Origin of the sequence: Nocardioides sp. NBC_00163 (assembly GCF_045206295.1) — a bacterium.
Taxonomy (GTDB): Bacteria; Actinomycetota; Actinomycetes; order Propionibacteriales; family Nocardioidaceae; genus Nocardioides.
In genome coordinates this window covers 17,267-30,048 of sequence record NZ_CP108155.1, presented here as the reverse complement: position 1 = coordinate 30,048, position 12,782 = coordinate 17,267, and the positions used below count along the sequence as shown (strand labels likewise).

The 12,782-nt window shown below is 68.4% G+C and carries 13 protein-coding genes; 8 read left to right on the top strand and 5 right to left on the bottom strand.

Features of this window, described 5'->3' with window-relative positions:
- The first annotated feature begins 27 nt into the window (after positions 1 to 27).
- The 6 genes from OG801_RS00165 to OG801_RS00140 all read left to right on the top strand — a co-directional run bounded on the left by OG801_RS00165 (position 28) and on the right by OG801_RS00140 (position 5,488).
- Positions 28 to 1,074 (top strand): L-erythro-3,5-diaminohexanoate dehydrogenase, encoded by a 1,047-nt coding sequence (locus OG801_RS00165; protein WP_406032739.1) that lies wholly within the window; start codon positions 28 to 30, stop codon positions 1,072 to 1,074.
- Complete coding sequence (locus OG801_RS00160) at positions 1,071 to 2,627, top strand: lysine 5,6-aminomutase subunit alpha (protein ID WP_406032737.1); 1,557 nt, start codon at positions 1,071 to 1,073, stop codon at positions 2,625 to 2,627. Before OG801_RS00165 ends, OG801_RS00160 begins: the two co-directional genes overlap by 4 nt.
- The gene (locus OG801_RS00155; protein ID WP_355231425.1) at positions 2,624 to 3,364 is read left to right on the top strand and encodes an OAM dimerization domain-containing protein; all 741 of its coding nucleotides are present in this window, start codon (positions 2,624 to 2,626) and stop codon (positions 3,362 to 3,364) included. The genes OG801_RS00160 and OG801_RS00155 overlap by 4 nt, the downstream gene beginning before the upstream one ends.
- Complete coding sequence (locus OG801_RS00150; protein ID WP_355019976.1) at positions 3,361 to 3,759, top strand: hotdog fold domain-containing protein; 399 nt, start codon at positions 3,361 to 3,363, stop codon at positions 3,757 to 3,759. The genes OG801_RS00155 and OG801_RS00150 overlap by 4 nt, the downstream gene beginning before the upstream one ends.
- Before the next feature lie 500 nt (positions 3,760 to 4,259).
- Positions 4,260 to 5,012 (top strand): polyprenol monophosphomannose synthase, encoded by a 753-nt coding sequence (locus tag OG801_RS00145; protein WP_406036320.1) that lies wholly within the window; start codon positions 4,260 to 4,262, stop codon positions 5,010 to 5,012.
- On the top strand, positions 5,009 to 5,488 hold the full coding sequence (locus OG801_RS00140; RefSeq protein WP_406032735.1) for an FxsA family protein: 480 nt from the start codon (positions 5,009 to 5,011) through the stop codon (positions 5,486 to 5,488). The genes OG801_RS00145 and OG801_RS00140 overlap by 4 nt, the downstream gene beginning before the upstream one ends.
- A 76-nt stretch (positions 5,489 to 5,564) precedes the next feature.
- Here the strand turns inward: OG801_RS00140 and OG801_RS00135 are convergent, their stop codons facing one another.
- From OG801_RS00135 to OG801_RS00120, 4 genes are all read right to left on the bottom strand, one after another.
- Positions 5,565 to 5,951, bottom strand: a complete 387-nt coding sequence (locus tag OG801_RS00135) for an RNA polymerase-binding protein RbpA (protein WP_008359714.1) — start codon at positions 5,949 to 5,951, stop codon at positions 5,565 to 5,567.
- A gap of 242 nt (positions 5,952 to 6,193) precedes the next feature.
- Entirely contained in the window at positions 6,194 to 7,546 is a 1,353-nt protein-coding gene (locus tag OG801_RS00130) for an MFS transporter (RefSeq protein WP_406032734.1), read from the bottom strand.
- Positions 7,543 to 8,400: a glycerophosphodiester phosphodiesterase gene (locus OG801_RS00125; protein WP_406032732.1), complete on the bottom strand. Its 858-nt coding sequence runs from the start codon at positions 8,398 to 8,400 to the stop codon at positions 7,543 to 7,545. Before OG801_RS00125 ends, OG801_RS00130 begins: the two co-directional genes overlap by 4 nt.
- A 49-nt stretch (positions 8,401 to 8,449) precedes the next feature.
- Positions 8,450 to 9,976 carry a UDP-N-acetylglucosamine 1-carboxyvinyltransferase gene (locus OG801_RS00120; protein WP_355019971.1) on the bottom strand — a complete coding sequence of 509 codons (1,527 nt, stop codon included), beginning with the start codon at positions 9,974 to 9,976 and terminating at the stop codon, positions 8,450 to 8,452.
- Positions 9,977 to 10,114: 138 nt separating this feature from the next.
- Here OG801_RS00120 and OG801_RS00115 point away from each other — a divergent pair, with 138 nt between their 5' ends.
- Both OG801_RS00115 and OG801_RS00110 read left to right on the top strand, forming a co-directional pair.
- Positions 10,115 to 11,143 carry a zinc-dependent alcohol dehydrogenase family protein gene (locus tag OG801_RS00115; RefSeq protein WP_355019970.1) on the top strand — a complete coding sequence of 343 codons (1,029 nt, stop codon included), beginning with the start codon at positions 10,115 to 10,117 and terminating at the stop codon, positions 11,141 to 11,143.
- Positions 11,144 to 11,200: 57 nt separating this feature from the next.
- A complete protein-coding gene (locus tag OG801_RS00110; protein ID WP_355019969.1) occupies positions 11,201 to 11,704 on the top strand; it encodes a GNAT family protein in 504 nt (167 codons plus the stop codon).
- 161 nt (positions 11,705 to 11,865) lie between these two features.
- Here the strand turns inward: OG801_RS00110 and OG801_RS00105 are convergent, their stop codons facing one another.
- Positions 11,866 to 12,759 carry a transglycosylase SLT domain-containing protein gene (locus OG801_RS00105; RefSeq protein WP_406032729.1) on the bottom strand — a complete coding sequence of 298 codons (894 nt, stop codon included), beginning with the start codon at positions 12,757 to 12,759 and terminating at the stop codon, positions 11,866 to 11,868.
- Positions 12,760 to 12,782: the final 23 nt, after the last annotated feature.

Sequence of the window (12,782 nt, the reverse complement as noted above, 5' to 3'; positions counted from 1 at the left end):
GAGATGGACGCAAGGAGGCGTACGACGATGACCACTTCTGACCCGACAGGCCTGCACCGAGTGCTCGATGAGCCGGTGAGCGGCTCGTTGCCGCTGCCCCAGGCCGCCCGGAGACTCGACACCCGCAAGACCTTGTGGCCCGACGAGGTGCGGATCCGGGTGGAGCGTCTGAACCTGGACGCCGCCTCGTTCCGGCAGCTCGAGTCCGTGCACGACGGCGACGGAGAGGCCGTGCGCCGCGAGGTGCTCGACATCGTCGCCGAGCGCGGCAAGATGCAGAACCCGGTGACCGGGTCGGGCGGCATGCTCGTCGGTGTCGTCGATGAGGTTGGACCCGAGTCGCCTCTGGGGCTGAAGGTCGGGGACCGGGTCGCGACGCTGGTGTCGCTGACCCTGACGCCGTTGGTGATCGAGGACGGGCTCGCCGGCTGGGGCGGTGACTCCGAGCAGGTGCCGTGCGACGGCTACGCCATCCTCTTCGGCCGCTCGATCGCAGCCGTCCTGCCCGACGACCTCACTCCCGAGCTCGCGCTGTCGGTGATGGACGTGTGCGGTGCCCCGGCACTGACCCGGCGAGTCGTCTCGGAGCGCTACGCAGGTGGCGTCGTCGCGGTGATCGGTGGCGGCGGCAAGTCAGGATCGCTGTCGCTGGCCGCGGCCCGCGACGCGGGAGCCGGCCACCTGATCGGCATCGTCCCGACCGAAGCCGAGGCCGAACGCCTGCGCGAGTCGGGTTTGGCCGACGAGGTCGTGATCGCCGACGCCCGCAACCCGGTGGCGCTGCGCGACGCGGTCGTCAAGGCTGGCGGGCCCGCCGACGTCACCGTGGTGTGCGTGGATGTGCCCGGCTGCGAGGGTGGAGCCATCCTCTCGACCGCAGACAGCGGCACCGTCGTCTTCTTCTCGATGGCGACCTCCTTCTCCGCAGCCGCGCTCGGCGCCGAGGGCCTCGCCGCCGACGTCACGATGCTCGTCGGCAACGGCTACGTCCCCGGCCACGCCGCCTACGCCCTGGATCTTCTCCGCGCCAATGCCGGGGTCCGGGCACTGTTCGAAGGAAGACTGGAACTGTGAGACTCGAACTGGACCCACGCACGATTGCCCAGGCCCGCGCGCTGGCCGCCAAGGTCGGCGACCCGATCGTCGAGATGGCCAAGAAGCACACCACGGTCGCCGTCGAGCGAGCCACGCTGCGGCTGGCCGGGCTCGCCGGCGCCGACCCGGACGGTACCCCGTGGGTGAACCACCTGGTCGACGCGGTGCGCGCCGACATCGGGCTGGAGCACGGCGTCGCACTGCCGGTGTGGCAGGCGCTGGCCGCCCACGGCAACGATCTCTCGCGGCTCGCCGAGGAGGCCGCCGCCGGTCAGGTGACCTTCCACCTGCCCGAGGGTGCCGAGGCCGAGCTGGCCGCGAAGCACGCCCGCGAGGCGGTCGGGGTCGGTATCGCCCGCCTCGACGCCAGCCGGGTGGCGCGCGAGCGGATGATCGCCGAGATCGGAGACGCACCTCGCAAGCCGTGGATCTACCTGATCGTCGCGACCGGTGACATCTACGAGGACATCCCGCAGGCGCAGGCGGCAGCACGCGAGGGCGCCGACATCATCGCGGTGATCCGCTCGACCGGCCAGTCGCTGCTCGACTACGTGCCCGAGGGCGCGACCCGGGAGGGGTTCGCCGGGACGTACGCGACCCAGGAGAACTTCCGGCTGATGCGGGCCGCGCTCGACGAGACGAGCCGTGAGCTCGGCCGCTACGTGCGGCTCACCAACTACGCGAGCGGCCTGTGCATGCCCGAGATCGCCGCGCTGGCGGGCATGGAGCGTCTCGACATGATGCTCAACGACTCGATGTACGGGATCCTGTTCCGCGACATCAACCCGGTGCGTACGTTCGTCGACCAGCGGCTCTCGCGCCAGATCCACGCGCGGGCGGGGATCATCATCAACACCGGCGAGGACAACTACCTCACCACCGCCGACGCGGTCGAGGCGGCGCACACGGTGACCACCTCGCAGCTGCTCAACGAGTACTTCGCCAAGGAGGCTGGTCTCGAGGACTGGCAGCTGGGTCTGGGCCACGCGTTCGAGATCAATCCCGACGTACCGGACTCGTTCCGTCTCGAGCTCGCGCACGCGCTGCTGGCGAAGACGATCTTCCCGGACGCCCCGCTGAAGTGGATGCCCCCGACCCGGCACATGACCGGCGACATCTTCAAGGGCTACCTGCTCGACGGGTTCTTCAACCTGGCCGGCGCGATGACCGACCAGGGCATCCTGCTGGTCGGGATGATGACCGAGGCGGTGGTGACGCCGTGGATCTCCGACCGCGACCTGGCCCTGCAGAACGTCCGGTACGTCATGGACGCGGCCGGACGCCTCGGCGAGGACTTCCACCCGGCCCCCGACGGGTTCATCGCCAACCGGGCGCGCGAGGTCCTGGGGGAGTCGATCGACCTGCTCGGGAAGATCATCGACGAGCCCAACGGGCTCCTCGACGCGATCGCCGACGGCACCTTCGGTCTGATGAAGCGCCCCGCCGACGCCGGCAAGGGCCTCGAGGGCGTGGCCGTGAAGTCCGAGGCGTACTACAACCCCGCGAGCACCATTCTGGAGGGCGAGGAATGAGCATCATCCGGCCGTACGGCGACACCACGGGCGACGGGATGGTGCAGGTCTCCTTCACGTTGCCGATCAAGCACAGCAAGGTCGCCGACGGCGCCGCGCTGCAGCTGGCCAACAAGATGGGCATGGAGCCGGCGATGGTCGTCCACTCCAAGCCGATGGGCGACGACTTCACCTTCTTCGTCGTCTACGGGCAGGTGAACCATCTCGTCGACACCGACAAGGTGCAGGTCGTCGAGCGTGACTTCCCGCTGCTGACGCCGAAGGAGGCCAACGCGGTGATCAAGGAGACGCTGCGGCGCCCGATGGTCGTCGTCGGCGCCTGCATCGGCACCGACGCCCACACCGTCGGGATCGACGCGATCCTCAACATCAAGGGGTTCGCGGGGGAGAAGGGGCTGGAGTACTACAAGGAGATCGAGGTCGTGAACCTCGGCGCCCAGGTCTCGGTGCCCTCCCTGGTCGAGGCTGCCGTCACCCGGCGTGCCGACGCCGTGCTCGTCTCCCAGGTCGTCACCCAGCGTGACGCGCACCTGCTCAACACCCGGGAGATGTCGGCGGCGTTCCGGGAGGCCTATCCGGCGGGGGAGCGGCCGCTCCTGGTCGCCGGTGGTCCACGATTCGACGAGTCGATGACTTCCGAGCTCGGCGTCGACCGCATCTTCGGCCGCGGCACCACCCCTGCCGAGGTCGCCTCCTACCTCGTCCACCGCACCACCTCGAAGGAGCCCGCGGCATGAGCAGTCCCAAGATCGGCCCTGAGATCGGCACCAAGGTCGTCCACCGCCGCTACGTGCCCTACTCCCACGCCCACTACGCCGGGAACCTCGTCGACGGGGCCTACAGCCTGGGGCTGTTCGGCGACGTCGCGACCGAGATGTGCATCCTCACCGACGGCGACGAGGGTCTGTTCGCCTCCTACGACGACGTGCAGTTCAAGGCACCCGTGCGTGCCGGCGACGTCCTGGAGATCACCTGCGAGCTGATCAAGGCCGGGAGCCGGTCCCGGGTGATGGAGTTCGCCGTGTACGTCGTGGCTCGAGGAGCCGCGACCGAGGCCCATCCTGGGGCCGCTGAGATCCTGGGGGAGCCACTCCTGGCCACCTCCGCGCGCGGTACAGTCGTCGTTCCATGAGTGCCGTAACGAGTACGCGAAGGCGACACGCCGAAGTTCCTCGATAATTCGTCACTTTCTCGCGCTCCACAGGCTGTGGTTGACCTGCGAAAACATATGTTTCCGCAGGTCAGGGCCGTGTTGACTTCTGCGGATCCAGCGGGTGATGGTGGCAACGTTCGCTCATGCAGAGTTGCGGCCGGCGGACCGGCGCTCGACGAAGCGGGTCGGGGGGTGTCGAGCCAGGCATGCCTTCGACGCGTTTTCGTGGGCGCGGTCAACGGCCGCGAGGGCAACGCGGGAGGGCCAAGGCGCCCTTAGACAACGATCGTCCCCCTGTCTCCAGCAGGGATCGGAACGGCCCGAAGATCGTCTTGGTGCTCCCGCGCCTCTGCTGATTGGCATTCGAGCATGTGACCAACGGCCGGATATCCTGTGATCTCCACCCCCATTCCTTGACAAGGCCGGCGTACGTGACGAACGAGCAGCTTCCACCCTGGACCGAGATCGGTCGGGCGGTGATGGTCATCCCGACCTACAACGAGGCGGACAACCTCGCCTGGATCGTCGGGCGGCTACGCAAGGCGCAGCCACGTGTCGATGTGCTGATCGTCGACGACGGATCACCCGACGGCACCGGCACGATCGCCAACGAGCTGGCCGACAACGACGAGCAGATCCACGTGCTGCACCGCACCGAGAAGGCCGGGCTGGGGGCTGCGTATCTGCACGGGTTCGGCTGGGCCCTCGAGCAGGGCTACGACGTCGTGGGGGAGATGGACGCCGACGGCTCGCACCAGCCCGAGGAGCTCCACCTGCTGCTCGAGGCGCTCACCTCCGCCGACCTGGTGATCGGTGCCCGCTGGATCCGCGGCGGCTCGGTGGTCAACTGGCCGCTGTCGCGACGCGTGCTGTCAGTCGGCGGCAACTTCTACGTCCGGCTCCTGCTCGGTATCGGCGTCCACGACGCCACCGCGGGCTACCGCCTCTTCCGGCGTACGACGCTGGAGAAGCTGCAGCTGAACAGCGTCGAGTCGACCGGCTATGTCTTCCAGACCGAGATGGTGACGCGTACGCTGCGGGCCGGCCTGACCGTCAAGGAGGTCCCGATCCAGTTCATCGAGCGGGTCCGGGGCGAGTCGAAGATGAGCCCTGCGGTCGCCGCCGAGTCGATGCGTCGGGTGACCCGCTGGGGCCTGTCCGAACGCCGCGACCAGCTGCTCCGCCTGCTGCGCCGATTCGGGCTGGACCGTTTCGTGGGAGGCCGTCGATGACGACGCGTCGCCGCCGGTTCTCCTGGGTGCTGGTGCTGCTGTTCCTGGTGATGCCGCTGGCCGAGCTGTTCGTGCTCATCCAGGTCGGCCAGGTGATCGGCGTGTGGTGGACGATCCTGCTGCTGGTCGCCGACTCGATCTTCGGCGCCTGGCTGATGCGCCGCGAGGGCTCCCGAGCCTGGTCCGCGTTGTCCACGGCGCTCTCCTCGGGCAAGCTCCCGTCCAACGAGATCGCCGACGGCGCGCTGATCCTGCTCGGCGGCGCGCTGATGCTCAGCCCCGGGTTCGTGACCGACATCTTCGGCATCGTGCTGATCCTGCCGTTCACTCGGCCGTTCTTCCGCCGCATCCTGGCCAAGGTCGTGCAGAAGCGCTTGGTGACCGCCGCGATGCCCTCCACGTTCGGTGCTGGAGCCAGGCCGCGCAACGACGACATCGTCACCGGCGAGGTCATCGACAAGGACAACCTGGCCTGACGATCTGGCCCGAGATACGCCGATGGCGACCTTCCAGTTGGAAGGCCGCCATCGGCGTATCTGGCTGTGTCAGAAGTCAGGCGTTGGCCTTCTTCTTCCCCGGTCCCTTGCGGTGCAGGTGAGCCGGGCCGATCTCGCCACCGCGAAGCAGGTCGAGGCGCTCCTTGAGGATGTCCTCGAGCTCCTTCTCCGAGCGCCGCTCCAGGAGCATGTCCCAGTGCGTACGCGCCGGCTTCTCGGCCTTCTCCTCCGGCTTGGCACCGGAGAGGTTGAGAGCTTCCATGCCGCAGCGCGGGCACTCCCAGATGGCCGGAACCTCGGCCTCGTCCGACATCGTGATCTCGAAGTCGTGACCCTGCGGGCAGCGGTACGCCACCTGCTGACGACCCGCGAACTCGATCCCGCGTTCGTCCTCAAAACTTTGTCCGCCCAGTCGGGCGCCGCGCAACGTGCGCTCGGCCATGAAGCACCTCCTGAGTCGATCGTCCCCCGTTGAATGAGCTGAAGAGCGAGGCGGTCTGCGGACTCATAACGCAGGCCGGTCAGGCCTCTTCACATCGTCAACGGTACAGAGGAGGTGATGATTCCGTGAATTGTCGAGATTCTCGCCGTGTTGTTCGACACAGGACCCGCCTGACCTGCGGATCTCCCTGAGAAAGTCCTGAGTGGCCGATGTCTTGAAACCGCCAGCCGCCAGGCATGGTCCTAGACCCGTTCGGGCGCCCGATTGCCCGCCTGCTCGATGCCCTTCGCGGTGTTCACCAGCGCGAGCAGTCCGCCCCCGATGACGAAGAAGGCGATCAGCGCCAGGATCGCCGGCCGGTAAGAGTCGGTGATCTGGTAGACGAGCCCGAAGACCAGGGTGCCGAGCCAGGAGGTGCCGCGGTCCATGGCGTGGTAGAGGCTGAAGTACTCCGCCTCCTTGCCGGCCGGGATGAACAGCGAGAAGTAGGACCGGGCCAGCGCCTGGGTGCCGCCCATGACCAGACCGATCCCGACCGCGACGACCAGGAGCGGCAGCAGGGTCTGCTCGGGCACGAAGTACGCCGCGACGACGATGACCATCCAGCCGACCAGACCGCCGAGGATCACCCGCTTGGCGCCGAAGCTCTTGGCCAGCCGGCCGAAGAAGATCGCCCCGCCGACGGCGACGAACTGCACCAGCAGGTAGATGCCGAGCATCGTGCCGGTCTCGAACCCGAGCTCCTCGACGCCGTAGATCGACGCCGAGCTGATCACCGTCTGGATGCCGTCGTTGAAGAAGAGGTACGCCAGCAGGAAGGTCAGTGCGACCGGATACTGCGGCAGCTCCCGGAGCGTCACGAACAGCTGACCGAAGGAGCGCGCCACGACACCGCCGGAGACGTCCTCGACGTCGGCGGGCTCGCGCCGGCGGATCCGGCGCCACGGGATGATGATGAACCCCGCCCACCACAGCCCGGCCGAGAGCATCGAGATCCGCACGGCCAGCGCCGTCCCGAGCCCGAGCGGGTCGGCGAAGGTGACCAGGAGGAAGTTGACCGCGAGCAGCAGCCCGCCACCGGCGTACCCGTAGGCCCAGCCGATGGAGGAGACCCGGTCGCGCTCCTCCTCGGTCGAGATCAGCGGCAGGATCGAGTCACTGACCACGACCGCCGCACCCGCACACAGGTTGGCGATGATGAACATGATCGAGCCGAACCACCAGTTGTCCCCGGTCATGAAGAACAACAGCGCCGCGCAGAGCGCGCCGGCCCAGGCGAATCCGGCCATCAGGTCCGGCTTTCGCGAGGTGCGGTCGGCGATCGCGCCAACCAGCGGGTAGACGAGCGCCGACAGGATCGTCGAGAACGTGATGATGAACGACGGCAGTGCGCCGGGCGCGATCGAGAGCCCGAGCACGTCGATCCGGTTGTCGACGGCGGCTGCCTTCGCGATCTCGATCAGGTAGGGCGCGAACAGCACGCCGGCCACCGTCGTCTGGAAGGCGGAGACGGCCCAGTCGGTGAAGAACCAGCCCTTCTGCTCCCGCGCCCGCTCGACCGGCGTGAAGTCGCCGATCCCGGCTGATGTGGTCACTTCTCGGGCTCCTCGTCATTCGCATCGGACTCGGCCTCGTCGACGGGCTCGACCCGAGACGGCACAGCCTCCCACAGCCCACGTTCCTCCAGGAACGCTTTCAGTACGTCGGTGCGATCGGTCATCAGCCCGTCGACCTCGCGCTTGAGCAACCGCTCCATCTCGGCCGGGTCGTCGACCGTCCAGACATGGACCTCCTTGCCCGCCTTGTGGGCGCGGCGGACGAGACCACGAGATGCCACCCGGATAGACAGCGGCCCTCGAAGGTGCTGGTGGTGGGGGATCTGGAAGGCGTCGAACCGCGACCCGACGAGCCTCTTGGCGATCCCGGTGGTGGGCGCCAGCAGGTAGGCCAGCACCTCGCGCGGATGCGCCGAGGTCCGCACCCGCCCTTCGGTCAACCGGCGGAACGCCTTCAGCCGCCGGACCGAGAACGAGCCGACGATGACCTTGTCCTCGTGGCCGGTCGCGGCGAGCAGCTCGGCCACCGCGCCGACCGAGCCGTCGGACTTGAGGTCGATGTTGAAGGTGACCTCGGGGAACGCCTCGAAGAGCGCCGCCAGCGTCGGCACCCCGTGCAGACCGCCGATCCGGGCGGCCTGCACCTCGGCGTACGTCATCTCCGCGATCAGGCCGCTGACGTCGGTCACCCGGTCGAGCGCCTCATCGTGGAAGGCCAGCAGGACACCGTCGCGGGTGACGTGCACATCGGTCTCGAGATGGGTGTAGCCGAGCTCCACCGCATGCCGGAACGCTTCCATGGTGTTCTCCATCCCGACCAGGTCGGGATGGAGCGCTCCACCACGGTGCGCATAGGCGCGTACGCGTCGTTGCTGCTCCCTCACGGGGAGCATCTAACCACCCGTGAGTCCCGGATCACATGAGCCCGCAGGCTCAGTTCACTCAGATGTCGCGGAAGGCGGTGATGTTCGCGCCGAGCTGGTTGAGCCGCTCGGCGAGGTCCTCGTAGCCGCGGGCGATGACGTAGGTCGAGCGGAGCACCGAGGTGCCCTTCGAGGCGAGCATCGCGAGTAGCACGACGACGGCGGGACGCAGCGCCGGCGGGCAGACGATCTCGGTGCCGGAGAAGTGGGTCGGGCCCTCGATCATCACCCGGTGCGGGTCCATGAGCGTGACGTTGCCGCCGAGCTTGTTGAGCTCGGTCAGGTAGATCGCGCGGTTGTCGTAGACCCAGTCGTGCAGCAGCGTCTGACCCTGCGCCACCGCGGCGATCGCGGCGAAGAACGGCAGGTTGTCGATGTTGAGGCCCGGGAAGGGGAGCGGGTGGATCTTGTCCAGCGGCGCGTGCAGGACCGAGTGCTTGGTGGTGATGTCGACCAGCCGGGTCTTGCCGTTGAGCGCCAGGTACTCCTCGGAGAGGGTGTAGTTGAGGCCCATCTCCTCCAGCGTCGCCAGCTCGATCTCCATGAACTCGATCGGGACCCGCTTGATGGTGATCTCGGAGTCGGTCACGATCGCGGCGGTCAGCAGCGACATCGCCTCGATCGGGTCCTCGCTCGGCGCGTAGTCGACGTCGACGTCGATGACCTCGCGGCCGGTGACGCGCAGCGTGGTGGTGCCGATGCCCTCGACCTCGACGCCCAGCTTCTGCAGGTAGAAGCAGAGGTCCTGGACCATGTAGTTGGACGAGGCGTTGCGGATCACCGTGGTGCCCGGGTGCAGCGCGGCGGCCATGAGGGCGTTCTCGGTGACGGTGTCGCCGCGCTCGGTCAGGACGATCGGGCGGCCCGGCTGGATCTCCCGGTTGACGCTTGCATGGTAGGCGCCGTCGGTCGCCTTGACCTCGAGCCCGAAGGGACGCAGGGCCGACATGTGCGGCTCGATCGTGCGGGTGCCGAGGTTGCAGCCGCCTGCGTAGGGCAGCTCGAACGTGTCCAAGCGGTGCAGCAGCGGACCGAGGAACATGATCACCGAGCGCGTACGGCGCGCGGCGGCCTCGTCCACGGCGTCCAGGCGCAGCTCCTTCGGCGGCACGATCTCGAGGTCGTTGTCGTCGTTGAGCCAGCGGGTCTGCACGCCGATCGAGTTGAGCACCTCGATGATCCGGTTGACCTCTTCGATGCGTGCGACCTTGCGCAGCGTCGTACGGCCCCGGTTGAGGAGCGAGCCGACCAGGAGGGCGACCCCGGCGTTCTTCGAGGTCTTGACCGTGATCTCACCCGAGAGCGTCGTCGGGCCGGTGACGCGCAGGTGCGTGGGGCCGGCGCCGATGTCCACGAGGGAGGAGTCCAGAGCGGCACCCACCCGGGCGATCATCTCCAGCGACAGGTTCTGTTGCCCCTGCTCGATGCGGTTGATCGCGCTCTGACTGGTGTTGAGCAGGTCGGCGAGCTGTGCCTGGGTGAGGCCCTTGTGCTTGCGCGCATCGCGAATCAGATTCCCGATACGACCTTTGTATCCGTCGGTCATGGTGCACCACCGTAACTCATATATGAGATAAGCCTGGATTCCCCGCGAAGTGTCGGCGTTTCGTTTCAGGTCTGTTGCTCCGGCTCCGGCAGGGCCACCATGTGCAACATCTCGTACGCCGGGTGACAGGATGCCACCATGCGCGCGACGACTATCCATGGGGTGGGCGACATCCGCTTCACCCAGGTACCCGATCCTGCTCTGGCGAAGCCCACCGACGCAATCGTCAAAGTGGTGGGCTCCTGCATCTGCGGCTCCGATCTGTGGAACTACCGTGGCTCCAACGGCGACATCGACGAGCCCCGCACCATCGGCCACGAGTGCATCGGCGTCATCGAGGAGGTCGGCGCCGACGTACGCGACTTCAAGGCCGGCGACTTCGTGATCGTCCCCTTCGACCACTGCGACAACACCTGCCCGCACTGCCTGGCCGGAGTCCAGTCGGTCTGTGAGAACCTCGGCTTCACGGTCAGCGGCCAGAGCGAGTACGCCCTGGTCAACCAGGCCGACGGCTCGCTGGTCAAGCTCGACGAGACGCCGGATCCGTCGATGTACCCCGACCTGCTGGCGCTCACCGACGTGATGGCCACCGGCTGGCACGCCGCGGTGATGTCGGGCCTCGGCAACGGAGCCAAGGGCGGCACCGCGGTCGTGGTCGGCGACGGCGCGGTCGGTCTGTGCGGCGTGCTGGCTGCTGCCCGGCTCGGCGCCGAGCGGGTCGTGGCGATGTCGCGCCACGAGGCCCGCCAGGAGATCGCCAAGAAGTTCGGCGCCACCGACATCGTCGCCGCCCGCGGCAAGGAGGGCGAGGCGGCCGTACGCGAGCTCACCGGCGGCGTCGGGGCCGACTACGTCCTGGAGTGCGTCGGCACCGACCAGTCCTTCAAGACGGCCTCCAAGGTGGCTCGCCCGGGTGCGACCGTCGGGTTCGTCGGGGTCCCGCACGACGTCAACCTTCCGGTCAACGCGCTCTTCCGCACCAACGTCGGCCTCAAGGGCGGGATGGCGCCGGTACGCCGCTACCTCCCCGACCTCCTGCGCCTGACCCTGGAGGGCACGATCAACCCCGGTCTGGTCTTCGACAAGGCGCTGCCTTTCGCGGAGGCCGCCGAGGGCTACCGGCTCATGGACGAGCGGCTCGCGACCAAGGTCCAGCTCACCTACTGATCCACGCTGATCCCGGGCGGGGGATCGGCCGGGCGCCTCATCTGAGAGACTCGGTCGATGCCCCGCACCGACACCATGCGCCTGCGCCCGCTGTCACCGGGTGACGAACACGTCTTCGCCGACTGGGCACACGATGAGGAGTTCCGGGTGGCCAACGGCTGGCCGGAGCGCGACCGCGACGGTCACCTCCGCCACTGGCGCCGGTTGATCGATGCCCCGCCGCCCGAGCTGATCAGGCTCGCGGTGGAGCTCGACGAGGAGGTCGTCGGCTACGCCGATATCCACGGTTTGGCCCCCGACACCCGAGAGCTCGGCATCGCCATCGGCCCCAGCTCTCGATGGGGCCACGGCCTCGGCCAGCGGGCCATCAAGACCGCGCTCACCTACGGCTTCTCCGTCCTCGACCTGACCCGGATCTGGGCCGAGACGCACGAGACCAACACCCGAGCCAAGAAGCTCTTCGACGCGACCGGCTTCATCGAGACCGGTCGCCACGGCTCCGATACCTACCGCGGCGAGGACGTCAGCCTCGTCCAGTACGCCGTCGAGCGCCCCTACTAGGGCCTGTTTCGGAATGTGGAGGCGCCGGCTCCGCGCCGCCCAGCACGCACTCTCGCGGCGTTGCCGCCTCTCGACAGACACCCGGTATGCCTTCGAGGCGGCGCCTTGCGAGAGTACGCGCTGGACGACGCGGCGCTCGGCGCCACATTCCGAAACAGCCCCTAGTCGGCGATGCGTACGGCCTTCTTCTGGGGGTAGCCCTCGGGGAGGAGCATGGTGCCGTCCTGATGGCGGTAGAGCACCTGCCAGTGCCAGTAGAGGTCGTACGCAGCGGGGGACCGCTTCATCTGCTCGGCGTAGGCGCTGACGGCCGCCACGTAGCGGTCGGAGTGGTTGTAGGACCACAGCGCGCCGGCCATGTCGCCGGGAGCGCCGTTGTTGGCGAGCATGCGGCCGGCGGCCATGATCGCGTCGGCGGGGTCGTTGATGTCGCCGCCGGCGCCGTACTGGGCGAAGGTCGGGGGCAGGAACTGCATCGGGCCCTGGGCGCCCGCGGTGCTGGTGCCGCGGATGCGACCCATGCGGGTCTCGACCAGATGGACGGCGGCGAGGTACTCCCACGGCGTCCCTGTCGCACGCTGCGCCTTGCGGTAGAGCGGGCGCAGCTCGTCCGGCGTCGGCGGCGTCTGGATCCTCCAGTCCGGGAGCTCGGGCTGGGGATCGGTCATCACCATGAGCTCGCGCGCCGCGGTGATGTCTGACGCGAGCTGGGCGCGGTCGGCGCGGCCGAGCGCGCCCAGCACGTCGTCGGCCTTCGCCTTCGACCCGCGGGCGAGGTCGCGGGCGGTCGTCTGCTCGAACAGCGCGGCCTCGCGTACGTCCTCGGCTCCTGGCTTTCCAGCGGCGACCGTCGCCATCGCCTGGGTGAGGCGGTCTGCCAGCGGCACCGACGCATCGTCCAGAGGGACCGTCGTCGGTGACGGGGCCGGCGTCGAGGACGGGACAGGTGATGACGCCGACGGGCTGCGGGCCGGATCCGAGGACGGCTCACCGCCACAGCCGGCGACGAGCGCCAGGGCTGTGACGGCGGTCAGGGCAGCGAGCCGAGTACGCACGCTCTCGACGCTACCCGAGGGCC

Bases quoted from the DNA above. Each gene is read 5' to 3' on its own strand.
- OG801_RS00140 (WP_406032735.1), top strand. From the start codon at position 5,009: ATGACGACGCGTCGCCGCCGGTTCTCCTGGGTGCTGGTGCTGCTGTTC.
- OG801_RS00120 (WP_355019971.1), bottom strand. From the start codon at position 9,976: ATGACCGACGGATACAAAGGTCGTATCGGGAATCTGATTCGCGATGCG.
- OG801_RS00135 (WP_008359714.1), bottom strand. From the start codon at position 5,951: ATGGCCGAGCGCACGTTGCGCGGCGCCCGACTGGGCGGACAAAGTTTT.
- OG801_RS00145 (WP_406036320.1), top strand. From the start codon at position 4,260: ATGGTCATCCCGACCTACAACGAGGCGGACAACCTCGCCTGGATCGTC.
- OG801_RS00165 (WP_406032739.1), top strand. From the start codon at position 28: ATGACCACTTCTGACCCGACAGGCCTGCACCGAGTGCTCGATGAGCCG.
- OG801_RS00125 (WP_406032732.1), bottom strand. From the start codon at position 8,400: ATGCTCCCCGTGAGGGAGCAGCAACGACGCGTACGCGCCTATGCGCAC.
- OG801_RS00115 (WP_355019970.1), top strand. From the start codon at position 10,115: ATGCGCGCGACGACTATCCATGGGGTGGGCGACATCCGCTTCACCCAG.
- OG801_RS00110 (WP_355019969.1), top strand. From the start codon at position 11,201: ATGCCCCGCACCGACACCATGCGCCTGCGCCCGCTGTCACCGGGTGAC.
- OG801_RS00150 (WP_355019976.1), top strand. From the start codon at position 3,361: ATGAGCAGTCCCAAGATCGGCCCTGAGATCGGCACCAAGGTCGTCCAC.
- OG801_RS00155 (WP_355231425.1), top strand. From the start codon at position 2,624: ATGAGCATCATCCGGCCGTACGGCGACACCACGGGCGACGGGATGGTG.